General features: G+C 57.9%; 19 protein-coding genes and 2 pseudogenes. 7 read left to right on the plus strand and 14 right to left on the minus strand.

Annotated elements, in window-relative coordinates:
* Positions 1 to 68 precede the first annotated feature (68 nt).
* The 5 genes from ATY02_RS32370 to phnC are packed head-to-tail and all read right to left on the minus strand — an operon-like array spanning position 69 to position 4,474.
* On the minus strand, positions 69 to 938 hold the full coding sequence (locus ATY02_RS32370) for a LysR family transcriptional regulator (RefSeq protein WP_010466239.1): 870 nt from the start codon (positions 936 to 938) through the stop codon (positions 69 to 71).
* Positions 932 to 1,942: a phosphonate dehydrogenase PtxD gene (gene ptxD / locus ATY02_RS32375; RefSeq protein WP_003118429.1), complete on the minus strand. Its 1,011-nt coding sequence runs from the start codon at positions 1,940 to 1,942 to the stop codon at positions 932 to 934. Before ptxD ends, ATY02_RS32370 begins: the two co-directional genes overlap by 7 nt.
* Positions 1,943 to 1,950: 8 nt before the next feature.
* Positions 1,951 to 2,778 carry a phosphonate ABC transporter, permease protein PhnE gene (phnE, locus tag ATY02_RS32380; RefSeq protein WP_010466252.1) on the minus strand — a complete coding sequence of 276 codons (828 nt, stop codon included), beginning with the start codon at positions 2,776 to 2,778 and terminating at the stop codon, positions 1,951 to 1,953.
* 8 nt (positions 2,779 to 2,786) lie between these two features.
* The gene (gene phnD / locus ATY02_RS32385; RefSeq protein ID WP_010466255.1) at positions 2,787 to 3,650 is read right to left on the minus strand and encodes a phosphate/phosphite/phosphonate ABC transporter substrate-binding protein; all 864 of its coding nucleotides are present in this window, start codon (positions 3,648 to 3,650) and stop codon (positions 2,787 to 2,789) included.
* Entirely contained in the window at positions 3,647 to 4,474 is an 828-nt protein-coding gene (gene phnC, locus ATY02_RS32390) for a phosphonate ABC transporter ATP-binding protein (protein WP_003118432.1), read from the minus strand. The genes phnD and phnC overlap by 4 nt, the downstream gene beginning before the upstream one ends.
* 461 nt (positions 4,475 to 4,935) lie before the next feature.
* Between phnC and ATY02_RS32395 the strand changes: the two are divergent.
* The 3 genes and pseudogenes from ATY02_RS32395 to ATY02_RS32405 all read left to right on the plus strand — a co-directional run.
* Positions 4,936 to 5,448: pseudogene (locus ATY02_RS32395) on the plus strand (IS5-like element ISPre1 family transposase); the annotation flags it as partial.
* Positions 5,449 to 5,967: 519 nt separating this feature from the next.
* On the plus strand, positions 5,968 to 7,236 hold the full coding sequence (gene ltrA / locus ATY02_RS32400) for a group II intron reverse transcriptase/maturase (protein ID WP_010466266.1): 1,269 nt from the start codon (positions 5,968 to 5,970) through the stop codon (positions 7,234 to 7,236).
* Between the two features lie 59 nt (positions 7,237 to 7,295).
* Positions 7,296 to 7,766 (plus strand): annotated as a pseudogene (locus ATY02_RS32405) (IS5 family transposase); the annotation flags it as partial.
* Positions 7,767 to 8,022: 256 nt separating this feature from the next.
* Here ATY02_RS32405 and ATY02_RS36775 read toward each other — a convergent pair.
* The 6 genes from ATY02_RS36775 to hrpB form a co-directional block, all read right to left on the minus strand.
* Positions 8,023 to 8,817 carry a DNA translocase FtsK gene (locus ATY02_RS36775; protein WP_020301990.1) on the minus strand — a complete coding sequence of 265 codons (795 nt, stop codon included), beginning with the start codon at positions 8,815 to 8,817 and terminating at the stop codon, positions 8,023 to 8,025.
* A gap of 220 nt (positions 8,818 to 9,037) precedes the next feature.
* Positions 9,038 to 9,463, minus strand: coding sequence for a hypothetical protein (locus ATY02_RS32415; RefSeq protein ID WP_080761479.1), 426 nt, complete (start codon positions 9,461 to 9,463; stop codon positions 9,038 to 9,040).
* Positions 9,460 to 11,511 (minus strand): integrase, encoded by a 2,052-nt coding sequence (locus tag ATY02_RS32420; RefSeq protein ID WP_227496825.1) that lies wholly within the window; start codon positions 11,509 to 11,511, stop codon positions 9,460 to 9,462. The genes ATY02_RS32415 and ATY02_RS32420 overlap by 4 nt, the downstream gene beginning before the upstream one ends.
* Entirely contained in the window at positions 11,508 to 13,421 is a 1,914-nt protein-coding gene (locus ATY02_RS35870; RefSeq protein ID WP_034139406.1) for a hypothetical protein, read from the minus strand. Before ATY02_RS35870 ends, ATY02_RS32420 begins: the two co-directional genes overlap by 4 nt.
* A complete protein-coding gene (locus ATY02_RS32430) occupies positions 13,414 to 14,895 on the minus strand; it encodes a site-specific integrase (protein ID WP_032904872.1) in 1,482 nt (493 codons plus the stop codon). Before ATY02_RS32430 ends, ATY02_RS35870 begins: the two co-directional genes overlap by 8 nt.
* Before the next feature lie 49 nt (positions 14,896 to 14,944).
* Positions 14,945 to 17,467: an ATP-dependent helicase HrpB gene (gene hrpB / locus ATY02_RS32435; RefSeq protein ID WP_068579657.1), complete on the minus strand. Its 2,523-nt coding sequence runs from the start codon at positions 17,465 to 17,467 to the stop codon at positions 14,945 to 14,947.
* Between the two features lie 130 nt (positions 17,468 to 17,597).
* Between hrpB and ATY02_RS32440 the strand changes: the two genes are divergently transcribed.
* Positions 17,598 to 18,017, plus strand: coding sequence for a polyribonucleotide nucleotidyltransferase (locus ATY02_RS32440; protein ID WP_068579654.1), 420 nt, complete (start codon positions 17,598 to 17,600; stop codon positions 18,015 to 18,017).
* Between the two features lie 22 nt (positions 18,018 to 18,039).
* Positions 18,040 to 18,936, plus strand: coding sequence for a cation diffusion facilitator family transporter (locus ATY02_RS32445; protein WP_068579651.1), 897 nt, complete (start codon positions 18,040 to 18,042; stop codon positions 18,934 to 18,936).
* Here ATY02_RS32445 and ATY02_RS32450 read toward each other — a convergent pair.
* Positions 18,930 to 19,994 carry a DUF6515 family protein gene (locus ATY02_RS32450; RefSeq protein ID WP_068579648.1) on the minus strand — a complete coding sequence of 355 codons (1,065 nt, stop codon included), beginning with the start codon at positions 19,992 to 19,994 and terminating at the stop codon, positions 18,930 to 18,932. The two genes, ATY02_RS32445 and ATY02_RS32450, sit on opposite strands and share 7 nt — an antisense overlap.
* Before the next feature lie 417 nt (positions 19,995 to 20,411).
* Here ATY02_RS32450 and ATY02_RS32455 point away from each other — a divergent pair, with 417 nt between their 5' ends.
* Both ATY02_RS32455 and ATY02_RS32460 read left to right on the plus strand, forming a co-directional pair.
* Complete coding sequence (locus ATY02_RS32455) at positions 20,412 to 20,891, plus strand: Lrp/AsnC family transcriptional regulator (protein ID WP_068579645.1); 480 nt, start codon at positions 20,412 to 20,414, stop codon at positions 20,889 to 20,891.
* A gap of 138 nt (positions 20,892 to 21,029) precedes the next feature.
* Positions 21,030 to 21,239, plus strand: coding sequence for a DUF2788 domain-containing protein (locus tag ATY02_RS32460; RefSeq protein ID WP_022641176.1), 210 nt, complete (start codon positions 21,030 to 21,032; stop codon positions 21,237 to 21,239).
* On the opposite strand, the gene ATY02_RS32465 is transcribed toward ATY02_RS32460, so the two are convergent.
* Complete coding sequence (locus tag ATY02_RS32465) at positions 21,234 to 21,800, minus strand: pseudouridine synthase (protein WP_164823759.1); 567 nt, start codon at positions 21,798 to 21,800, stop codon at positions 21,234 to 21,236. The two genes, ATY02_RS32460 and ATY02_RS32465, sit on opposite strands and share 6 nt — an antisense overlap.
* A 145-nt stretch (positions 21,801 to 21,945) precedes the next feature.
* Positions 21,946 to 23,442, minus strand: coding sequence for an AMP nucleosidase (amn, locus tag ATY02_RS32470; RefSeq protein WP_164823738.1), 1,497 nt, complete (start codon positions 23,440 to 23,442; stop codon positions 21,946 to 21,948).
* Positions 23,443 to 23,491: the final 49 nt, after the last annotated feature.

A 23,491-nucleotide genomic window follows, 5' to 3' on the forward strand; every position in this document is an offset into this window, starting at 1 on the left:
TCAGAAAGTCTTTTTCAGAGTTTCCCTAGGCTGACAAGCCAAGCGCTGGATCGCAACCATCCATCACCTTATCCAGCTAGATCTGCCTCCTCCAATAAGTGCCGCACAAATCCCGGCGGGTGCAGATTTCCGGGAGGTTTGCGCCAGATCAGTTGGAGACGCTTTTCAAGCCCCGGGATGGGAAGAGCTACCAGCGCGCCACTGCGAACTTCGTCTTGTACTGCGGAAGCCATCACCAACGACACGCCGAGTCCCGCCCTCACTGCTTGTTTGACTGCCTCGGTGCTGCCTAGCTGCATACCGCTGCGAGGCACGCCCAGTTCGCCAAAGTATTCGGTCAGAAGCCGTCCGGTACCGCTACCCGGTTCACCTCCCAGCATCGGCAGGTCCACCAGACGATCACGTTCTATGCACCCTGCTTCAGCCAGCGCATGGTCGGGGCTGACGATAAGCACCAGCGGCTCGACCCGCCAGAGGCGGTGTTCGAAGTCGGGGTGAGGTAGCCACCATTCCATGATCGCGGCGTCGAGCTGGCCCGCCAGTAGCTGGTCGGCCACATCCGGGTTGGCGGCGATGCGCAGATCCACCTCGCCCCTCTCATTTGCGGTCGTCAGATAGTTGCGCACGAATGGCTGGAGAAGGTAGGTGCCGATGTTGGAGCTGGCCCCGACGCGCTCACGATTGCCATGCAGGGCTTCTAGCGCCCGGGCGTGCATGTCGAGCAAGGCGGTCGCATGCGGCATGAAGGCCAGCGCCCGTGTGGTAGGCTGGCAGCCGCTACGACTGCGCTGCACCAGCGTTACGCCGACCTGCTCTTCAAGCTTCTGCAAGTGCTGCGACACCGTCGGCTGGGCCAGCCCCAACGCCCTCGCCGCGCTCTGAAAACTGCCTGTTTGAACGATCGCTACCAGGCTCTTCAGCCAGACCGGATTCAACATGCGGCAGGCTCGGCCTTGGGCAGACGGTTCGCAGCGTTGATTGGGCGCGCACCTGCCAATACCTGGATGATGTTCTGCGCTGCACAACGTTCAATCTCCAGGCGCACCGCGCGCACTGCCGACCCTATGTGCGGAGTGAACAGCGTATTCGGATGCGCGAGCAGCGCAGGATCGATCAGCCGCGGCCGGTCCGCGCGAGCCCAGTCTTCCATTTCGAATACATCCGCCGCATACCCGCCGAGCTGGCCTCGCTCAAGCGCCGCGAGCACGGCGGCTTCATCCACTACCGAACCACGACAGGGGTTTACAAGCAGAGCGCCCGGCCGTACGAGGGCAAGCAGCTCGGCGTTGACCAGATGCTGGGTATCGGCATTCAAGGGAAGCGCCAGCAGGATGAAGTCCGAGCTGGCGAAGAGTTCGCTGCACGCCACCTGGCGCAGGCCGAGCCGTTGCTCGGTTTGTGTATCCAGAGCCTTCGCCTCGTGGTACTGCAGGGTCGCGCCCCATCCCTGCAAGCGATCAGCCATGGCCAGTCCGATGGCGCCCATGCCAAGGATGCCGACCGTAGCGTTATCCAGCCCCGTGCCGTAGAACTGTGGTTGCCAGCCCTGGAACTCGCCAGAGCGGACGAACGCATCTGCTGCCCGCAGATGCCGCCCCAGCCCCACCGCCAGTCCGATCGCCAGCTCGGCAGTCGGGACCGTCAACAGATCAGGCACGAAGGTCAGCCAGACCCCGCGGGCAGTACAGGCGTCCACATCGAAATTGTCGAAGCCCTTGAGCGCGCAGCCGACTACACGCAGCTCAGGGCAGGCTTGAAGAAAGTCTGCATCGACCCGATCGGGCATGAACGCCATCATCGCCTGAGCATCGCGGCAGCGGCGCAGAATTTCCTCGCGCGTCAGCGTGCTGTCGGTCTGGTTGGTCATCAGCTCGCAATGTGGCGCCAGCAGTTGCAGGATCTCATCGTGTACTCGGTGAGTTATAACGAGTTTCGGCAGCATGGTTTGTCCTATTTGAAACGTTTGCGCAGCACGCCACTGAAGGCGTCTACTAGCGTGACCATGGCCAGGATGACCAGCAGGATTGCTGCAACCTCCTGGTACTGCATGATGCGCAGCGAGCCCATGAGTTCGAAGCCGATACCGCCGGCGCCAACCATGCCCATCACGGTGGAGGCGCGAAAGTTGTATTCCCAGCGGTAGATCGCCACGTCGGCGAACTGCGGCGTCACCTGTGGCAAAACCGCGTGCAGCAGCACTTGCATCGGCGTAGCCCCCGCCGCCCGAGCGGCTTCCACCGGCGCTTCGTCGACGTGCTCGATGGCCTCGGCGAAGAACTTGCCGACCATGCCGACCGAATGCAGACCCAGGGCAAGCACGCCCGGCAAGGCGCCGAACCCTACGGCTGCAACGAAGATGATGCCCATGATCAGCTCCGGCACCGACCGCAGGGCATTGAGCAGCACCCGGGCAACACCGAACACAAGGGGGTGCGGCGCCGTATTGCGCGCTGCAACGAAGGCCACCACCAGCGAGAACACCACTGCGATGGCCGTACCGGCGATGCTCATCGCCAAGGTGTCGATCAAGGGGCGAATCCAGCTTCGATAGCCCGAAAAGTCTGGCGGCATGGCCTCGCCTGCCAGGGTCGCGATGGAGGGCAGCCCGTTCAGCAGCGTGGTGGCATCGAGCAGCCCCACGTACCAGCAGGCCAACAGCACCACTCCGAATACAATCGCCACCTGCCCCAGCTGGCGCCACCAACCGAGGCCGAAGCCTCGAAGGATGTGCTCGCGTTGCTCTGCAGGCAGCGCCTGCACGTCGTAATGAGTAGACATATCGGTGCTCACATCGTGGCGAAGTCGAGGCCGAGCAGCGATCCCATGTTGCGGATCACATCGTAGTCGGCGTCGGTGATTGGCGCGAAGGCCTCGGCCTTGAAGTTGCGCAGCACTTCGGGATCGTCGATACCGACGAATACATCCCGCACCTTGGTTTTCAGCTCGGGGCTCAGGTTCGAGCGCATCGCCCAGGGGTACTGGGGGTATTCGCCGCTGTAACCAAGTACTTTCACCTTGCTCGGATCGATTAGGCCACGTTCGGCTACGTGATTGAAAATTACCTCCGACAGCCCACCCGCATCGGCGTTGCCGTTCGCCACGTTGACGGCAACGGCGTCATGCGTGCCCACAAAATGTTGTTCGTAGTCCTGCCCACCCGTCAAATCGGCCGTCTCAAGAAGCACGGTTTTGGGAATCAAATGGCTGGACGTCGATGCCCGGTCACCATAGGCCATCTTCTTGCCCTTAAGGTCGGCATACTCATTCACGCCTGACGCCACATTGGCGATAATCACCGAGCGATAGGTCGGCTTGCCGTCGATGACCATGGCAGCGAAGGGCTCGATGTCGCTTTTGCTTTTGGCCATGACGTAGGACAGCGGACCGAAATACGCCAGGTCGATACGGCCAAAGCGCATCGCCTCAATCATCGAGGAATAGTCGGTGGTTACGATCAGCTGCACCTTCTTGTCCAGATGCTCTTCCAGATAATCCTTCAGCGGCTGGTTACGCTTGATCAGCTCGGAGGCGTTTTCGTCCGGCAGCAGGGCAACCTTTAGCACATCCGGATCGGCATCGGCCGCTAGGGCGGACAAACTTGAAACAGCGGACAGCAAGCAAGTCAATAAGAGCGCGGATAAGCGTTTCATCGGGACATCTCCAGTGAAGGTTCGAGCATGACAGGTGGTTCAGCCGGAGCATTCGCTGGCTGAGTCGTAGAGCGGCCTGCATAGATGCGCTCAAGCTGCGCATCGGTGAGTTCCGAGGGCGCGGCATCGAAAACGATCTGAGAATCGGCCAGCCCGACGACGCGATCGGCGAAGCGGCGGGCATATTCGAGTTGATGCAGCGAAACGATGGCGGTGATGCCGTCTTCCTTGCAGATGTCGCGCAGCAATCCGAGAACACGGACCGAAGTGGCCGGGTCGAGACTGGCTACCGGCTCATCGGCCAGAATGATCGCCGGCTGTTGCGCTAGCGCACGCGCGATGCCTACCCGCTGCTGCTGGCCACCGGACAGTTTGTCCACCCGGCTTAGCGCCTTGTCTGCCAGACCGACCCGAGCGAGGCAACTGAGCGCAATCTCCTGATCGGCACGCGGCAGAGGAAACAGCGAGCGGAGCGTGTTGTGAAAGGCCAGCCGACCGGTAAGCACATTAGCCAGTGCGCTTTGACGTTCGATTAGCTGGTGGTGCTGAAAGATCATGGCGGTACGCCGACGATGCTGACGCAAGGCCGAGCCGCTGCCGAGTTCACCGAGTTCGCTGGTGACACTGCCGCCAGTGGGCGTGACGAGTCGATTGAGACTACGGAGCAAGGTCGACTTGCCTGCGCCCGAGAGACCAAGCAGCACGGTGAACTCACCACGCCGAAATGCAATCGAGGTATCGCGTAGGGCTGTCACGCCGCCTGGATAGACGACGCTCAACCGGTCGACCCGCAGCACGGCGTCCTGTATCGGATGGGGCGTCATTTGATCACCTTTCGCAATATTGCTGGCCGCACAATTGCGGTTCGCGATGCAAAGGGTAGAAATTCCTTGTTACCGCACTGCTTCTAAAGGATGACATTTCGATGAATACTTCGAATCTGCCGTAGCGGGGCGGCAAGCGAAGCCGTGGAAGAACGGGCGCAACGTAGCGTCTTTCTTCACGCGGGATACAGGAGGCTTTGATTGATACTGCTGCGGATTCGCTACAGTAACGTTGGGCCAGAACGTAATGCCATCCAAGCAAGAGAGCGCACACTAGCGGACTATAGGAGACATTCTATTCTTGCCCGTCGATTGACCTAGGCCGTTATGTGGCTGGTCGAAACCTTCAGGTGCCGCCCAACTAGACGTCTGTTGTCGCGCCCAGCTTAATGCTAGGGAAACTCTGAAGAAGACTTCCAGATTTTGGCAAAATACCCGGATTCCACCCACCGAGTTTCCCGATGAAGCAGATGACCTTCGCCGACGCCGAGTACGCCGGTAAGCGCAAACAAACCCGCAAAGAGTTGTTCCTGATCGAGATGGATCGGGTGGTGCCGTGGAAGGGTTTGATTGCCTTGATCGAGCCGCATTATCCCAAGGGTGAAGGCGGTCGTCCGGCCTATCCGCTGATGGCGATGCTGCGCGTGCACCTGATGCAAAACTGGTTCGGTTACAGCGATCCAGCGATGGAAGAGGCGCTGTACGAGACCACCATCCTGCGCCAGTTCGCGGGGCTGAGCTTGGAGCGTATCCCCGATGAAACCACCATCCTCAACTTCCGTCGTTTGCTGGAGAAGCACGAACTAGCCGCCGGCATCTTGGCTGTCATCAATGGCTATCTGGGCGACCGAGGGCTGTCGCTGCGCCAAGGCACGATCGTCGATGCCACGCTGATCAATGCGCCGAGTTCGACCAAGAACAAGGACGGTAAGCGCGACCCGGAAATGCATCAGACCAAGAAGGGTAACCAGTACTGTGTGTCACGAACACAGGTCAGATGACCTGTGCTGCTGTGCCGAAGATGGAAGTAGGCCTTCTGAAGTCGGCTTGCAGGAGCGGACTTCAAACCACCCGGTGCTGCTGCATCCAAAAGGTGTGGTGGTGAGCGACCGAGGAAAAGTCATCCCTGAGGATGGCAGGTGAGTATGGAGAAGATGAGCGAAAGCAAACCGTCCGATGACGCATCGTTATGCCCAAGGTGCTGCCGAAACTGAGGTGGAGTACTGGCTTCAGGACAAGTCGGGGCGTTACCTGCTTACGGACCCGATGGCAGCCGGTGTATAGGCGGCATGATCTTCATACAGGCTTTGGTACGGAACGTGAGAACCTTGTTCCAGATGCGAAGGAAAATGACAAATGGCCAACACCATGAGGAAGAATACCGATGCTGGAACGAGGGGCGGAGCCTCCCGTAGTAGCGATGAAGCCTCTGTAATGGAGGTGGAGCGAAGGGGCGGCGTTATCCGGCCGACGAGCGTTGCCAACCTCCGGGGATGAGTGGCGTGAGCTCGGCGAAACCTTATGACATAGCGAAACGCACGGTATGGGACGCCTACCAGCAGGTCAGGGCCAACCGCGGTGCTGCCGGCATCGACGATGAAACCATCGCCGATTTCGAGCGGGATCTGTCTAAGAATCTCTACAAGCTGTGGAATCGGATGTCGTCGGGGTCGTACTTCCCGCCTCCGGTCAAGCAAGTAGAAATTCCCAAGGCATCGGGAGGCACGCGCAAGCTGGGAGTGCCCACGGTTGGTGATCGTGTCGCGCAAACCGTGGTCAAGCTTCTCATCGAGCCGGAGCTGGACTCGATCTTCCACTCGGACTCCTATGGGTACCGGCCGGGACGATCAGCGAAGCAGGCGGTGGCGATCACGCGTGAGCGCTGCTGGCGATACGACTGGGTGGTGGAGTTTGATATCAAGGCAGCCTTCGATCAGATCAATCATGGGTTGCTGATGAAGGCGGTGCGCCTGCACATCAAGGAGGACTGGATACTTCTGTACATCGAGCGGTGGCTGGTTGCGCCGTTCGAAACGGATCACGGTATGCGCGTCCGACGCGAACGCGGCACCCCGCAAGGTGGAGTGATCAGTCCCCTCCTGATGAATCTGTTCATGCACTATGCCTTCGACACCTGGATGCAACGTACCAGCCCCAACTGCCCGTTTGCCCGCTACGCCGATGATGCGGTGGTGCACTGCCGCAGTCGAAAGCAAGCGGAGTACGTGATGCGCTCCATTGCTTCACGGCTGGCTGCCTGTGGCTTGACGATGCACCCCGAGAAATCGAAGGTCGTGTACTGCAAGGACAGTAACCGTCGCGCAGGTTATCCGCATGTGAGCTTTACCTTCCTCGGCTTCACCTTTAGGCCGAGGAAGGCGCTCAGCAAACAAGACCAGCTCTTCACGAGCTTCCTTCCGGGAGCGAGTGCGGATGCCTTAAAGCGGATGCGGCAAGCGGTACGCAGGTGGCGACTCAATCGCCAAACCCACGTGACGCTGGTCGACGTGGCTCGGCTCTACAATCCAGTGATACAGGGGTGGTCGCAATACTATGGCTCGTTCTATCGGACAGCCATGCTTGGCATCTTCCAGCACATTGACCGCGCGCTTGAACGCTGGGCCCGACGAAAATACAAGGCTCTTCATAGGCGCAAGCGGCGCATTAGCCAATGGCTGGACAAGATGCGGACTGTGGTACCCCGGCTGTTTCATCACTGGCGAGTGACCGGGCAGCAAGGTTGGATAACGGGAGCCGTATGACGCGAGAGTGTCACGTACGGTTCTGCGAGCGGCTGCGGGGGCAGTTCCCGCGGCCGACTCACCACTTCGGCATGAAGGCGCACATCGGTGTCGATGATGAGTCGGGCTTGGTGCACAGCGTGGTGGGCACGGCGGCCAACGTGGCCGATGTCACCCAGGTCGATAAGCTGCTGCACGGCGATGAGAACATGGTCGGTGCCGACGCGGGTTACACCGGCGTCGAGAAACGCCCTGAACATGAAGGCCGGGGGGTCATCTGGCAGATCGCCGCCCGCCGTAGTACTTACAAGAAGCTTGATAAGCGCAGTGCTTTGTACAAAGCCAAGCGCAAGATTGAGAAGGCCAAGGCTCAGGTACGAGCCAAGGTCGAGCATCCGTTCCGGGTGATCAAGCGCCAGTTCGGTTATGTGAAGGTGCGCTTCCGTGGTCTGGCGAAGAACACGGCGCAACTGATGACGCTGTTCGCGCTGTCGAACCTGTGGATGGCGCGCCGACATTTACTGGCGAATGCAGGAGAGGTGCGCCTGTAATGTGGAAAATGGCTGCCGCGAGGTGCTCGCGGCGGCTAAAAACACAGAAATAAGCGGGTGATCTGAGCGTTTTTGATCGATTTGCCGCTTTTAAAATCGGCAGGGGCTGAAGTCAGCCAGAAATACACAACTACTTCAGACCATCCCTAAAGCCATAGAATATTTTCCTACTCAATGCCGAGGCCTGAAATTGGTCCTCTCCTATGGGCTTAGCCCGCGAGGCGGGCTGATAAGCGGTGGCGTATCCTGACAGTTCTCACTCATCGCCGGGGGGTAGATTGACCATCACACCAATTTTCAATTTAGTGCCGTACCCACCTACCAATTTGGCTCTGAGCTGGAAACATGAAACACCGTGAATTCCTTGGTCCCCAATCTGTGCGACAAAACTGGCTGCCGCCTCTCTCGGCAGATAGCCCACTTTGAACCCATCTATGAAAACTGCACATGCGTTGGCGTCATGGGGGTTGTTAGGTTCGGTCACAATGAACGCTTCAAAGTCATTATCCTCGGCCAAGCATCTGGAGTTCCTGAGTGTTCTCAAAGCCGCCTGATAATGCGACTCTCCAACGATGTCGAACCCAATATCCCTAGTGCCTTTGATTCTGCCCGTAAGCGGTGGAATCTCAACTCTTTCTGGGCAAGGGAGTGCCTTACTGCGAGTCGGCTTTTGTTCGAGCTCAGCGTTTGGACTGCCTGGCTTTTGTCCGGTGCGACCAAGAAGGTGGGCACTGCGTTCTTCGGTCGATAGCAAACGACGCTCACCTGCAGCGTTAAGTGGCGATACGAACCCATCAAACTCCATGGCTTCAATAAATCTAGCTGCCCGGTTGTACCCGATTTTCAGATGCCGCTGGACCCCACTGATGGAAGCTCGCCTGGCATCTAGTACGAAGCTGATTGCCTGGATGTATAGCGGGTCGCCAATATCGCTGTAAGAGCCAATGACCGCTGGCTTGGGTGGCTCGTTGCGAGGTGGTCTAGGGCGCGATGTAGGTTGAGGTATGTCATTGGTGCGTGAGAAATGAAACAACCTATCAAACCAAGACATATCGATTTCCTTGAAGGCCCGGCGAACCGGGCGGGATTTCTGTTCAACCAATGTAGCCTGTAGGATCTACACGGTGGATGCCATTTCTTCCAGTGCTGCCGCACAGCGTTTGTCGGAGCTGCTTACCGTGACCGGCCCATTCATCGTCATGCCCATCGAGCTGACGCTTGCCAGCCAGAACGCCGCACACGCTGGAATCTGGGTGGTTAAGTCCGTGCAATTACCCACCGAACCTTGGCTGAACTCGTGCGAGCTCCCGCTCCAACTCCCTTACCCGCTCATACAGTTGCAGATTCTGTGTAAGTACAACATCTCGCTGGTGACAGGCAACTTTTAACTCATCCTCCAGCACAGCTAGCTTGTCCTGTACCCGCTTAATTGCTTGCGCCTTGGGCGAACGAGTTGTTTTACTGGACGCGGCCTCTACCCGATAAGCCTCAATCCGTGCAATTAGGGGTTGATGGATTCTTCGTGACTTTTTCAGATAGCCACGATCGAATCCTGCTTCCACACTGACAATGCCAGCCGTAATTTTCGATGAGTCAATACCAACATGCTCTGAAACAACCGGCGCACCATCTACAAGGCGGTTAAAAGCTTCCTCGCAGACAATCACCCCCCTACTAACCCCATCTTTAGCCTTCATCGCTCAACCCTTCTAGTCTCAATCACACGAGCCTGAAAGCTCACGAGTTTGTCCAGATCGATTTTTGTTATTTGATACTCAACAGAATTTTTTTCATAGGACGCAATTTCGGAATTCATTGTTACAATAGCATCAGCTATTTTTTCCGACTTTATTATTGCTCCTTCACACGACAAGCACTCAACAAAGTCGCCGAGCAGGAAAGAATCGCATCTACCTACTTTCGTGCAACCGCCTAAAAGAGTTGAACGGTAGTAAAGCTCTCCGTTCTTAACCCTGCTAAGGGTTTCAGCGCGGACATCTTCCACGCACAACTCCCCGCTCTCTACTCGAGCTTTTTGCTTCTCCATATAGGACCCGGTGCCACCAAAGAGTGATGTCTCCTTACCAAGCAAATCTGCTAGAAGCTGATTTGCCACAGCCATGGGCATTCCCACCTGAAATTCCAAGGCAACATGCGACGCGGGCAGAACAAACTCGTTCTTTTTTACGTCGAAATAGCCAAAAATAGTTTTCAGGTTTTCGAAATTGTTCGCGTAATACCGAGTCATCTGAATCGTCATATGTTTGTACTGCGACTTCAAGCTCGGCAACGACACAAAGCCACTACTACTTGCATAAAATGCCAATGAGCGTCGTAATTGATGAGAACTTATTGGCCATGGCTTGCCTAAAGCGTATCTATTATCACTAGAGTAGTCACGTTCCGGATCACTTAGCGTGAGCTCTCGCAGATCAGCTGACTGGATCAAAATACCTCTAGACCAATTCATTTCCCGTGCACGCTTATCCAACCTACCAACCCCAACCTCCGTGTCTTCATGAAGCAAAATTGCAGAGTTTAGAAACAAGGGGCATTTCTCGGGATTATCAATTCTGTATAATACACAAAGGCCTCGACAAATAGCTTGCGCTACCTTTATGGCTTTGATCACTTCTTCGGTGGCCAGCCAGGACTCCTCCTTTCTATAACCCTCGAACTTGGTAGTAGTAGAAATGATACTGATCATCCTAGCGCTATCTCGCACTGAGCCATGATCATCCACAGTCTCGGATACAGCTACCTCTTGACTTAGACAGTTATAGGATAATCGGAGTACTTCCTGATCCCGCATGCCGGTGTAGAGATGAATAATAGTTTTTACTACACATTGCATTGCCATTAACGACCTAGATAATTGTCTTCGGTCTGAGCAGGCGAACTCGTCACTCATGATCTTGCTCAGACCATGGCTTTTGAGTGCTTGCTCAAACGTAGGCCTACGATGCTTTTCCCCGCCAGCACCACGCGTCCTTTGTTGGTTTTTTGAACGCCCGTAAAAAAAGTCAGCAAAGCAAGCAATAAAATTCTCAATCCCGTCGAGCCCTAGGTACAGTTGATCAAGAAAATTTCCCAGTTGATTAATAATACCAAGATATATATGGGTTGGTATAACTGGATGCTGCATACTTTTCGTTCGACCAAACTCCAGATCGTTTGAACTTATAACCTTGTATCCTAACCGCTGCTCACCAATGGTGAGCAAGTGATTTAAAAGCCCTCTAAACGTTCTATTGAAATTTGTTCTTTTGTTATTCTGAGAAACAAAAACTGCGAAATACACTGGTGTTATCAGCAACTGCCGCATCGACAAAACACCTACCAACGGCTTATTTTTTTGATCAAAGCAAAACCGAGCAGCAATACGAAACTCTACAAAATATTGCAAAAGTGTTGATGGTGATAGCCTACCGACACGTCCGGACCCGGCACTGTAAATCAGACAAAACAGGATATACTTAACTTCCGCGATCAACGCTTCTTGCTCAGGACCGCCCTCAGCAAAGATAGAATTAAAATTCAGTGCCATTATTTTTTTTGCGCTCAACCTGTATGGGTTGAAGTCCCAGGCATCATCTCCATAAGTAGCAGTCGGCTTGCCGTTCTTATCTCGACAAAGGACGAAATCAGCAGAAGGTGCGACAGTAGAATTGCCCAGAGCATCTGGAGCAACTGAGTCTGACTTGTCAGAGCTTATAAATAGCCCACTCACATATCCAGCACTCAAAATACGACTCCCATTTTTTCATAGCGCTGTAATCGATTTTCCCAAAACGGAGTTAACTCACCCAATACGTTAACTTTACGCCTTATCAGGACAGTCAATTCGGCGCTTGTAGCCGAACGACCTCCAATTACTCCAATAATGAACTCAATACGAATCATCAAGTCTTTAAATAACGTGTCGGCATGATGTAAGTCGGGCGCCGCGCTGCGAACCGCATTAATTACGAATTGCAAACTGAAAAGCTTATGTAAATCTTCTTCATCTGAGTGACAGACATAGTGCTTGCAGTACAGGCATCCGTATTGCGTTTTGCAACTGGGCTGAATCACTACCACCGGATCTATCGGTGAGGGGTTGTTAAAGTCATCACAGTGCCCAGTAGCCGTAGCGAAGGAGTCGGCACCTCTCCGCTCGCGTATGACCGATGCGGCCTTGCGAACAGACTGCCAATAACTACCAAACTCGCTCTCCTGCTGCTCGATAGACGTTTGTACGTAATCAGACACATTGGTGGAAACCGTATGATTCATGACATCTGCAACCGTTGTCGGTGAAAGCCCTAGCCCATGCAGTACAACACTCTTGAATTTCCTTACGGCTCTGGAGCTAATATTCGGACAGTCCGGATCAAGATAGATGCCACTGATCGTTTTATAAAAAACGCTAGAAAACGCCTGCGGCAGTTGCGTACACCCTCCTGTATACCCACCACATTTATTCATATTGAAAAACATTTTGCCGAAGGTTTCTCCATTCAAAATCCATGCTCTAAGCTTGAGATATCCCCTCAAGAGGCTTAGTCCGTTTTGCTTTCCGATGGCGTATCGAGTTTTCTTACCGCCCGCCCTAAATTTAATAGCAGAGAATTCTTTTTTAACCAGAGACTTCTCAAGAGCTGTATCTTCTTCATAATCAAACTGCACGAACTCTGCTGGTGAAGCACCAGTAATTACAAGAAAAATGCAAGCGTACGCCTTGGCAGCTAGAGCCGCCAATCGAAGTCGCTGTTCGTGCCTAGGATCACAGTTGGCTGACTTGAAATTATCTAAGGCGCCATCCACTGCTCGGCGAACTGCGGAACGCCTTACATAAGCACCGTCACCCACAAGGGAATCTATATACTCTTCAATTGTAGAAATTCGGCGAGCAGAATAATTATAAACATGAAGCTTTCTTTCTATGTAAGGACTGAACACTCCTTTATTAGATGGAAAAATAACGACTTGGCAATTATCGTACTCGACAACACATGGAAACGGATTTTCACCTATTACAAACTCGCTCAGGTTGCGGGCGAGTGCGACACATGCTTTCAAGTAAATCTCAACATGCTGCTCCCTCGGTGGTTTAACCCCACCTCTATTAAACCTAATCCGGATAGCATTGCCGATTATATATCTGGACTCTTCGGGAAAGCGCAGAACAATGAGCCTGATGAAAGCTCGTTGAAAATTACAAGCACTAACCGGAACAATTTTGCCTACAGCAATTAAATGATTAAGATGCTGCGTATAACTCTGATACGCAGTTATTGTTGAACTCGCCGTCGAAAATACATCAGTGTGGTTATTGGTATCACACCAAGTCAGCAATTGCGCAAAATACCTACACTCACTATGGATGGTTCTGTGATTACCCATAACGGCGAACGATGCTATTATTCTCCTAATCAATTCGAGCCGATCTTTGAAAAGTGACATTTCTACAACCGGATTACATCGACTATCAATATGGCTCTTATTTCTCCCGCGCTCCACATAAGCAAAGCAGCCTATATCAATAGGCAACGCCTTTACGTCCTTATTGAGTTGTATACGAATTCGCTCAGGCCGCAAAAACTCCTGACTGAGTTGCGCTACCGTAAAAATATCGGTTTCACGATGAGTCATTTTTGCTTGCGCATCACTCATCGAGCGTCTCCAATTTCAAATCTTCATAACTTCCAAAGCGAAACAGCACCTCTTCATACAGTTCTTGCGCTGCAAACTTTTCAGAGTGCATCTTGAAGAGCTTAAGGTAATGTTCAGTCATTTCTCTATTTTTATGATGCAATCGGTGCTGAATAAAAGAAATCTCTTCCCCTGGGCGAATCTGACCGGACGCCAAAAGTGGTAACAGATGCTGATAGAGCTGAAAAGCATAAGTCGCCCGAAGCCAGTGGTAAGAAAAACTTTTTGGAAACTTATCAGATGCTTTGACCAACAGCTTGCGCGTGATGGTATCTGTAACCTGACCAGTCGGCCGGGATTTAATCATTGGATAGCGAGGATCGTCTTTTGCCATGTAATAGCATCCCCCTTGGTCAGACAGGAATACGTACATATCACCTTCATCCAAAGCGGGGAGTTCAGGATACTCTTTTTCAAAATGGCTCCGCAGCTTTGAGCGTCGCTTGGCCGCCGCTGGACTATTAGCCATAACCTTTAATTCTTCAACTAGCTGGCTAGGCAAATATAGTTGCTGGCTTCTATCTCGCTTCGTATCCATACCCGTGCCCGGACCTGCACGCATTAGATAAGTACCGTCGTTCAGCAAATTTCCTTCTGTAAATGAATTCAAATGCTTCAGTCGCATTGTCAGAACTGTTTGTTTTCGTGCACCTGTCATCAATGCAGTCAGTAGAATAAGTCGTTGTTGGACCGTCCATCCTTTGCCCTTCAACATACCCAACAATTCGCCAAGCTCAACATTGGCCAATGGCCGGAGGTCTTCACCGTCCTCCCGAACAAACCCAATTGGCACAGGGCTAGAAGCCGGCGTCGATTTAGTTTGACTGCGTTTTTCGGCAGTTATTAATTTGCTACCGAATGAGCCTTTAAATAGGAACTGAACCTTCTTAACTGAATCAACACGTTCGATGTCGATGTCATGCCAATTAGCCGCCACATATTTATAAAAATCGAATACCACTCCAGTGAATTGATTGATGACTGCCGCGCTACGTTTTCCTTCGTTAACCAAATGAGCGAAATATTTGTATGTAGGGCGCAAAGCAGGACGACGGCCAGAGAAATCCAGCCAATCAAGCGCTTCATCTTCACAAAAGGTCAGATAATCAAGCAATTTGCTGGCCCGACGACGAACATCATCTATGGGTCTGCCAACAAGAGGTTTATGCCTCACATGATTCAGCAAGTACGAATTCGCTTCGAACCAGGGTCTGCCATCCCTATGGAAAAGGAACGGGAAATTGAAAAGGTCTCCCTCGCCCTCCTGCGCCCCGAACTCATTGAGTTGATAAAGCGTTCTCGATGGCTCAGACGCCGCAAGCAAATTCTCGATAGCACCACGTGGCTTTTGAGAGACGTAAATCTCTGCAAAGGCATTCCGAACGCGCGGAACAAGCACCAAACGGCCGTGGTATCGCGGATTCACATAGGACATATCCACTCCCTAGAGAAATCGTCAATCCTATGAGGCATGGACTCAATACTCAATCCTTTCTGTCAATGTTCTTTTTGTTAAGCGATTCAACCCAGGGGTCTAACTTATGGAATAGCTTGGGGTAGCGCCCCTTGAGGTCCTTCTTGACCTCGGCGTAGGTGCTGCGCCAGAAGTTCGCCAGGTCCTGGGTCACCTGCACCGGGCGGCGGGCGGGGGACAGCAAGTGCAACTTGACCGCCTGGCGGCCGTCGGCGATGCGTGGGGTTTCGGCCAGGCCGAACAACTCTTGCAGGCGCACCGCGAGAATCGGCGGCTGCTCGCTGTAGTCCAGGCGGATCGAAGAGCCGGATGGCACCTTCAAGTGCTGCGGGGCCAGCTCGTCCAGGCGCTGGGGCAAGGGCCAGGGCAGCAAGCCGAGCAGGATGCCGGCCAGGTCCAGGTTGGCGAAGTGGGCCAGGCGCGAGACCTTGCCCAGGTACGGCGCCAACCAGTGTTCCAGCCCCTCAAGCAAGGCCGCATCGCTGACATCCGGCCACTGGCTTTCAGCCTTGGCGGCCAGTTCCAGCTGGCGCAACAGGGCCACCCGGGCCTGCCACTGGCGCAGCTCGGCGGTCCAGGGCAACAGCTCCAGGCCCTTGCGCCGCACCAGCTGGACCAGGGCCAGGCAGCGGGCGCTTTCATCCAGGCCCGGCAGCGGCTCGCGGCTGAGCACCAGTTCGCCCACCTTGCGTTGCCTTTCTGCCCGCAACAGGCCTTCACGCTCGTCCCAGTCCAACTGGTCGACGTTACGCACCTGCTCGGCCAGCACCGTTTCGAACAGCGCTGGATCGAAATCCGCAGCCAGGTAGATCCGCTCCTCACGCTGGCCCTGGCGGCTGCCCAGGTCGGCGATCACCAGCCAGGGTTGTTTCATCAGGTTGTCGGGCTCGCTGAACAGGGCCGCACGGCCATTGGCCAGGCGGTACTCGGCGCCACCCGGGCGCCGTTGCTGGGCCACCCGGTCGGGATAGGCCAGGGCCAGCAAGGCACCGAGCCAGCGTGGATGCTCGGGATCGGCTACCGCCGCATCGGCTTGGCCGCGCAGGTAGCCGCGGTATTGGCGCGCCAGTTGCCGGGCCCGCTGCACGCCACCCTGGGCGCCACGGGCAGCCCGCGCCTCACCCGAGAGCAGCACCAGGCGGCTGTGCAGGTCGGCGTCGGCTCCCCGCAGGATGTCCCGCTCGCCAAGCAAGGCCGCAACATCGCAAGCCATCGGCGCCAGCCCCAAGGACTGGCCGCGCAGCAACAGATGGGCGATCCGCGGGTGGGTCGGCAACTCGGCCATGGCCTGGCCGTGACGGGTCAGGTTGCCTTCCCCGTCGAGCGCGCCCAGACGCATCAACAGGTCCTGGGCCTGGGCGTAGGCGGCGCTGGGCGGCGCATCCAGCCAGGCCAACTGGTCTGGCGCCACGCCCCAACGCGCCAGTTGCAACGCCAGGCCGGCCAGATCGGCCTGGAGTATCTCCGGGCTGGCGTGGGCGGCCAGTTGTTCTTGCTGGTCCGCCGACCACAGCCGGTAGCACACCCCTGGCTCCAGCCGCCCGGCGCGACCAGCACGCTGGGTGGCGCTGGCCCGGGAGATGCGTTGGGTATCGAGGCGGGTCATGCCGCTGCCGGGATCGAAGCGCGGCACCCGCGCCAGCCCGGCATCCACCACCACCCGCACCCCATCGATGGTCAGGCTGGTTTCGGCGATGTTGGTGGCCAGCACCACCTTGCGTTTGCCTGGCGGCGCCGGATCGATGGCGGCACGCTGGGCGGCAAGCTCCAGTTCGCCGTGCAACGGGCACAGCAGGATCTCGTCACGCTCGCCCAAGGCCTCGCTCAATTGCTGGTGCACCCGGCGAATCTCCGCCTGGCCCGGGAGGAACACCAGCAGGCTGCCGCTCTCGTCATGGATCGCCTCCAGGACCGCCTGCACCACCCGCGGCTCGATGAACTCACCAGGCTGGAACGGCCGGCCCCAGCGCTGGGCCACCGGAAACATGCGCCCCTCGCTGCGCAGGATCGGCGCAGCGTCCAGCAACGCCGACAGGCGCTCGCCCTCCAGAGTCGCCGACATCAGCAGGATCTTCAGCGGTTGCTCGTCACGGAACAGTTCGCGGCCATTGAGGCTCAGGGCCAGGGCCAGGTCGGCATCCAGGCTGCGCTCGTGGAACTCGTCGAAGATCAGCAGGCCGACACCCTCCAGGGCCGGGTCGTCCTGCAGGCGCCGGGTGAGAATGCCTTCGGTGACCACTTCGATACGGGTACGCGGACCGACCTTGCTGTCCAGGCGGATGCGATAGCCCACGGTTTCCCCGACCTTTTCCCCCAGTTCGCTGGCCAGGCGCTCAGCGGCGGCACGGGCGGCCAGGCGCCGGGGTTCGAGCATGAGGATGGTTTGCCCGGCCAGCCAATCCTGGTCCAGCAACGCCAGGGGCACGCGGGTGGTCTTGCCGGCGCCGGGCGGGGCTTCGAGCACCGCTTCGTGGCGTGTCGCCAAGGCGTCACGCAGTGCAGGCAAAACTTCATCGATCGGCAAGGATTTCATGCTGGCTCCAAAACAGAGGCGCGAGTATAACGGCGAACTGCCCGGGGCTGATCATGGTCTGAGTGCTGATCGACAAGACTCGCCCCACCGCACCATTTGTCCGGGCCTTCATGCCTGTTAGGAGATATCCATGCGTATTCCCCACCGTGTCATCGGCGGCATCCTGGTGACCACCCTGCTGACCCAGCTCAACGCCTGTGGCTCGATCTTCTTTCCTGATCGGCGCGGCCAGATCGACGGCAAGATCGATCCGGTGATCGTGGCGCTGGATGCCGTGGGCCTGCTGTTCTACGTGATCCCGGGGCTGATCGCCTTCGGCGTCGACTTCGCCACTGGCGCCATCTACCTGGAGCCGGGCAAGACCGCACAGGTCGCACCGGAGAAACTCCAGCAGGCCATCGGCGCCGACGGTACAGTCGACAAGCGCAAGTTGCAGGCCATCCTCGAACAGGAACTGGGGGGCCACTTCCCACTGGACGATCCACGCCTGATCCAGCACAAGGGCAGCGTGCAACAACTGGCCCTGTACGGACTGCAACCGGCCGCTTGAACGCGCCACACAAGGAAACCCCATGATCGGTAGCCCGGAACACGCTCGCCTCCTGCGCCTCGCCACCCGCGCCTCGGTCACCGTGGCCGGTATCCTGATCCTGACCAAGGCCGTGGCCTGGTGGCTCAGCGGCTCGGTGAGCATGCTCGCCGGCCTGACCGACTCGGTGCTCGACGGCTTCACCTCGCTGCTCAACCTGCTGGCCGTGCACTACGCCCTGCGCCCGGCCGACGATGACCATCGCTATGGCCATGGCAAGGCCGAATCCCTGGCGGGCATGGCCCAGGCCCTGTTCATCGCGGGCAGCGCGGTACTGATCGCCTTCCAGGCGGTCGAGCGCCTGCACCACCCGGAACCGGTCGGGGCGCCCTGGCTGAGCATCGGGGTGATCGTCCTGTCGCTGGTGCTGACCAGCGCCTTGCTGGTGTTGCAGCATCGGGTGATCCGGGCCACCGGCTCCAACGCGGTACGGGCCGACTCACTGCACTATCGCTCCGACCTGATGCTCAACGGCAGCATCCTCCTGGCCCTGGCCCTGGCGGCCTTCGGCTGGCAGCAGGTGGACGCCTGGTTCGGCTTGGGGATCGCCGTGTACATCCTCTGGAGCGCGATCCAGATCGCCCGGGAAAGCTTCTCGGTGCTGATGGACGAAGAACTCCCTCCCGAGGTCAGCCAGCGCATGCTGGAACTGGCCTGCGCAGTACCTGGAGTGTTGGGCGCGCATGATTTGCGGACGCGGATTTCCGGCAGCCGCTGGTTCGTCCAACTGCACCTGGAGCTACCCGGCGACCTGACCCTGAGGGTGGCCCACGGCATCAGCGACCAGGCCGCCGATGCGATCCACGCCGCCTATCCACGGGCCGAAGTGCTGGTGCACGCCGACCCGCAGGAAGTGGTCAAGGCCGCCAGGGCTCAGTAGGTCACCTGGTAGCCCCGTGAGCTCAGGCAATTGCCCTGGGCCTGGCGATAGGCCTGGACCACTTCGGGCGCCGGCTGGTAGGTCACACTGGCCGGATCGAAACCACTCTGCTGCACCGCCCAGCGATAACAGTCATAGCGGTCCTGATCGACCTGCTGCGGCGGCTGGCCGTTGACCGGATAGGCCATGACGTCATAGCCATTGCCAACCGGTTGCGGCGCAGGTGGCGCGACGCCTGCCGGCGGCTCCACCACCACGTACTCCTGGGTGTTGGCCTCATAGGTGTAGTAGGCACCGGCGGCAAGGAAGAACAGCGCGCTGCCGATCCACACTTCACGCGCGTAATCGGGCAGGTAGCCCACGCGGATGCCATAGGGCGGGGTCACCACCACATAGCGCGTGCCCTGGGGGCGATACCAGTAGCCACCCGAGAAGAAGTAGTCGTGGCCACGATACGGCACGCGAAAATTGCGCTCGGGAAAACGGTCGATCACATAACCCGGGCGGTATTGCGGCCCCGGGCCCCAACCGTTGCCACGACCGTCAGGACGACCCGGCCAGCGATTGTCATTGGGGTGGCGATTGTCTGGGCGCCAACCCGGATTGCCGGCCTGCCAATGCGGGTTGTAATCGTTGCGCCGGGGGATGTCCTGGTAATAGCCACGTTGTGGCTCCTGGGTCTGGCGCACAGTATCCGGGCGCGGCTGGATCGGCAGGTTCGGGGCCGGTTGTGGCGCTGGCCGCCCCTGCTGCTCGGCCTCATGGCGGGGGCGTTCCTGCCACTGCCCTTCCTGATGTTGAGGGCTGCGCTCGAACTGACGGCTGTTGTCGCCACGGATGATTTCGTTCTGCACACGGGGTTGCTGCGGGGGCTGCTGGTACGCCGGATGGCCCTGGTTGTTCTCCCTGCGGCCTTCAGGAGCATGTTCGCGCTGGCCCCCGGCCTGCTCTCCCTGCTGGGGAGGGCGCCTCTCGTCTCGCTCATCGGCGAACACTTGCGCGCTGACGCTCACGCACAACACACCAACACCTGCCATACGCCAGATGCGCGACTTCATGCTATTCCTCACTGCGAATTGGGGGGACCTGAACATAAGACTGGCAAAAGCCCAGGGCGGTTCTGCTAGAGATTATCAGTCACGAAACTTATTTCGCAGGCAATAAAAAAGGGCGGCCCGTCGGCCACCCCTTGAGATTTTGTCCGTGCTCGGCGCTTGTGGCACCGGCTCACCTCACTCCGTCTTCTGGACAGGGTGCAGCCCGGGGGCCTGCCCAACCCTGTGGGGTTGGCGGCCGCGGCAGGCCTGATTCGGCGGGCCGCAGTGGACTCTATGTCCGGGCAGTGATTCTGGTGATAAGCATAGGCTTGGGCCTGCGACAGGGGATTGCGAAGATTGCTTTCAAAAACAACTCTTGCGCAATTTTTAACCCAAGACAGATAATTCGACGCAATAGTTAAGACAAAGGCCTGAACAATGAGCAAACTCGACCGCTACGACCTGAGCATTTTGGCGGAATTGCAACGCGACGCCCGCATCTCCAACCAGGAACTGGCCGAACGCATCGGCCTGTCGCCTTCGCCTTGCTCGCGCCGGGTCAAGCAGCTGGAAGACGACGGCTACATCTCGCGCCAGGTCGCGCTCCTGGACCGCAAGATGCTCGGCCTGAGCCTGACGGCCTATGTGCTGATCGGCATGGACCGGCACACCCCGGAACGCTTCGAGAATTTCGAAGCGGCGATCCGCAACCTGCCCCAGGTGCTCGAGTGCAGCCTGGTCACCGGGATCGACGCCGACTACCAGCTCAAGGTCGTGGTACCGGACATGGATCACTACCAGAAGCTGCTGCTGGGCCACCTCACCCGCATCGAAGGGGTCACCAGCGTCCGCTCCAGCTTCGTGCTCAACCAGGTGCTCAATAGCACCGAATTGCCCCTGACCCACCTGCGCAACTGACGACCACCGGCGGATTCGGCCAGGCTCTGCGCCCGATTGTCGCTGTGGCGACGTAACGCACGCAGATCAATGCCTGGCCCAGGTCGCTTGGCGTATACTCGCCCGGCTTTTTTATCCTGCCTGCACTGGAGATGATCGATGGATCCAGCAGTATTCGAAGAATGGATGATGACTGGCCTGGTCAGCATCCTGATCATTTTCATGGGTTTCATCGTCTGGGACCTGGCCAAGAAATCCAAGGCCGGACGTTTCGGCTCGTTCATCCTGTTCTTCGTCCTGGGTCTTGGCGTGGCCGCGTTCATCATCAAGAGCGTGGTGATCGGCCTGATCGAAACCGGCGCCCTATAGCCGCGCCGGCACTTCCTTCCACTGGCCTTGATCGAGGCCATCCAGGGTCCAGTCACCGATCCGCACCCGTACCAGGCGCAAGGTCGGCAAGCCCACCGCCGCCGTCATGCGCCGTACCTGGCGATTGCGCCCTTCGCGGATCACCAGCTCCAGCCAGCTGGTCGGTACGCTCTTGCGAAAACGCACCGGCGGATTGCGCGGCCACAGCTGCGGCTCCTCCAACTGCCGGGCCTGGGCTGGCAAGGTCATGCCGTCGTTAAGCTCCACGCCGTCGCGCAAGCGCTGCAACTGCTCGGCGCTGGGCTCGCCTTCCACCTGCACCCAATAGGTCTTGGCCAGCTTGTGCTTGGGATCGGCGATGCGCGCCTGCAACTGGCCGTCGTTGGTCAGCAGCAACAGGCCCTCGCTGTCGCGGTCCAGGCGCCCGGCGGGATAGACCCCGGGGATGGCGATGAAATCCTTGAGCGTCGCCCGGCCTTCGCCGTCGCTGAACTGGGTCAGCACATCGAACGGCTTGTTGAACAGGATCAACCGTGGCTCGGCGGGCGGCGCCTTGGCCACGCGCTTGGCGGGGGATGCAGAAAACGGCTTCGCGCCGGGGCGGCGGGAAGCAGGACGAGGCGGACGAGACATAGAGACGGGAACATTCAGCGATCAGGACCGACCATGCTAGTGGCCTGATCGCCAAATGACCATGGGCGAGGTGTCAGCGGAACGGCGGCTCGTCGAAGCTGCGCAGTTTGCGCGAGTGCAGGGAATTGAGCTCGCTGCGCAGCAGGTCCACGGCCTCGATGCCGATCTTCAGGTGCTGGCTGACTGCGCGCTCATAGAAAGCGTTGGCCGATCCCGGCAGCTTGATCTCGCTGTGCAGGGGCTTGTCCGAAACACACAACAAGGTGCCGTAAGGCACCCGCAGGCGATAGCCCTGGGCAGCGATGGTGCCGCTTTCCATGTCCACCGCCACGGCCCGGGACAGGTTGATCAGCGGCCGCTCCTCGGCCCAGCGCAATTCCCAGTTGCGGTCGTCGTAGGTCAGCACGGTGCCGGTGCGCAGGCGCTTCTTGAGTTGCTCGCCCTTCTCCCCCGTGACATTGGCCGCCGCTTGTTGCAGTGCCAGCTGGACCTCGGCCAGGGCTGGAATCGGGATATTCGGCGGCACCACGCGATCGAGAATGCCGTCGCGGCGCATGTAGGCGTGGGCGAGCACGTAGTCGCCAATGGTCTGGGACTGCCGCAGGCCGCCGCAGTGGCCAATCATCAGCCAGCAATGAGGACGCAGTACTGCCAGGTGGTCGGTGATGTTCTTGGCATTGGACGGACCGACCCCGATGTTCACCAGGGTCACGCCGTGGCCATCGCTGGCCTGCAGGTGGTAGGCCGGCATCTGGTAGCGGTGCCAGACCACGCCGGCGGCAATGGCCGAAGCCTCGCCGTGGTCCATGCCCTTCTCGATGATCACGTTGCCCGGCAAGACCATGCGCACGAAACGCGGGTCGGTACGCAGCTGCTCCAGGCCATGGACGATGAACTGGTCGACATAGCGGTGGTAGTTGGTCAGCAGGATCCACGGCTGCACATGGCGCCAGTCGCTGCCGGTGTAGTGCACCAGGCGACGCAGGGAAAAATCCACCCGCGCGGCATCGAACAGTGCCAGGGGCAGTGGATCGGTGTTTTCCCAGTCGTAGAGGCCATCGGCGATGCCATCGGTGGCGGCCGACAGGTCGGTGCTCGGGAAGACCCGGGCCAGGGCCGCGGCAGTTACACCGGAGCCAGCCAGCTCATCGCCCTGCTCGACGACATAGGGATAGGGAATGTTCTGCTCGCTGACACCCACTTCCACCGTCACGGTGAAATCGTGCATCAACGGCACCAGCTGCTCGAGCAGGTAATTGCGAAAGGCCGCAGGGTGAGTGACGGTGACACTGTAGGTACCCGGCAGCTGGACCTTGGCATAGGCCCGGGTGGTCTGGGGTACTTCGCCCTGGCAGTGGTAGGTCAGGCGCAGCTCGGGGTAGCGGAACAACGCTCGTTGTTCGGCATCCGGTTCGACGCGGTCCTTGAGGTAACGCTTGAGCGCCTGGCTCAACGCCGTGGTGGCCCGCTCGTGCAGAGCAGCCAGCCGGTCCACGGCTTGTTCGGCGGATTGAACGACAATAAAAGCTTCGGTCACGATGAGCACCCTGTGTTCTGATCTTGCAGGCATCCATCTTGCCTGCAACCTCGTCCCACGGGAACAGTGGCATCACAGTCGG

It is taken from the genome of Pseudomonas sp. BIOMIG1BAC, assembly GCF_001705995.2.
GTDB classification, from domain to species: Bacteria; Pseudomonadota; Gammaproteobacteria; order Pseudomonadales; family Pseudomonadaceae; genus Aquipseudomonas; species Aquipseudomonas sessilinigenes.

What these genes read in the sequence shown, in the direction of transcription:
- ATY02_RS32370 (WP_010466239.1), bottom strand. Translation starts at nt 938, where the DNA reads ATGTTGAATCCGGTCTGGCTGAAGAGCCTGGTAGCGATCGTTCAAACA.
- ptxD (WP_003118429.1), bottom strand. Translation starts at nt 1,942, where the DNA reads ATGCTGCCGAAACTCGTTATAACTCACCGAGTACACGATGAGATCCTG.
- phnE (WP_010466252.1), bottom strand. Translation starts at nt 2,778, where the DNA reads ATGTCTACTCATTACGACGTGCAGGCGCTGCCTGCAGAGCAACGCGAG.
- phnD (WP_010466255.1), bottom strand. Translation starts at nt 3,650, where the DNA reads ATGAAACGCTTATCCGCGCTCTTATTGACTTGCTTGCTGTCCGCTGTT.
- phnC (WP_003118432.1), bottom strand. Translation starts at nt 4,474, where the DNA reads ATGACGCCCCATCCGATACAGGACGCCGTGCTGCGGGTCGACCGGTTG.
- ltrA (WP_010466266.1), top strand. Translation starts at nt 5,968, where the DNA reads ATGAGTGGCGTGAGCTCGGCGAAACCTTATGACATAGCGAAACGCACG.
- ATY02_RS36775 (WP_020301990.1), bottom strand. Translation starts at nt 8,817, where the DNA reads ATGTCTTGGTTTGATAGGTTGTTTCATTTCTCACGCACCAATGACATA.
- ATY02_RS32415 (WP_080761479.1), bottom strand. Translation starts at nt 9,463, where the DNA reads ATGAAGGCTAAAGATGGGGTTAGTAGGGGGGTGATTGTCTGCGAGGAA.
- ATY02_RS35870 (WP_034139406.1), bottom strand. Translation starts at nt 13,421, where the DNA reads ATGAGTGATGCGCAAGCAAAAATGACTCATCGTGAAACCGATATTTTT.
- ATY02_RS32430 (WP_032904872.1), bottom strand. Translation starts at nt 14,895, where the DNA reads ATGTCCTATGTGAATCCGCGATACCACGGCCGTTTGGTGCTTGTTCCG.
- hrpB (WP_068579657.1), bottom strand. Translation starts at nt 17,467, where the DNA reads ATGAAATCCTTGCCGATCGATGAAGTTTTGCCTGCACTGCGTGACGCC.
- ATY02_RS32440 (WP_068579654.1), top strand. Translation starts at nt 17,598, where the DNA reads ATGCGTATTCCCCACCGTGTCATCGGCGGCATCCTGGTGACCACCCTG.
- ATY02_RS32445 (WP_068579651.1), top strand. Translation starts at nt 18,040, where the DNA reads ATGATCGGTAGCCCGGAACACGCTCGCCTCCTGCGCCTCGCCACCCGC.
- ATY02_RS32450 (WP_068579648.1), bottom strand. Translation starts at nt 19,994, where the DNA reads ATGAAGTCGCGCATCTGGCGTATGGCAGGTGTTGGTGTGTTGTGCGTG.
- ATY02_RS32455 (WP_068579645.1), top strand. Translation starts at nt 20,412, where the DNA reads ATGAGCAAACTCGACCGCTACGACCTGAGCATTTTGGCGGAATTGCAA.
- ATY02_RS32460 (WP_022641176.1), top strand. Translation starts at nt 21,030, where the DNA reads ATGGATCCAGCAGTATTCGAAGAATGGATGATGACTGGCCTGGTCAGC.
- amn (WP_164823738.1), bottom strand. Translation starts at nt 23,442, where the DNA reads ATGCCTGCAAGATCAGAACACAGGGTGCTCATCGTGACCGAAGCTTTT.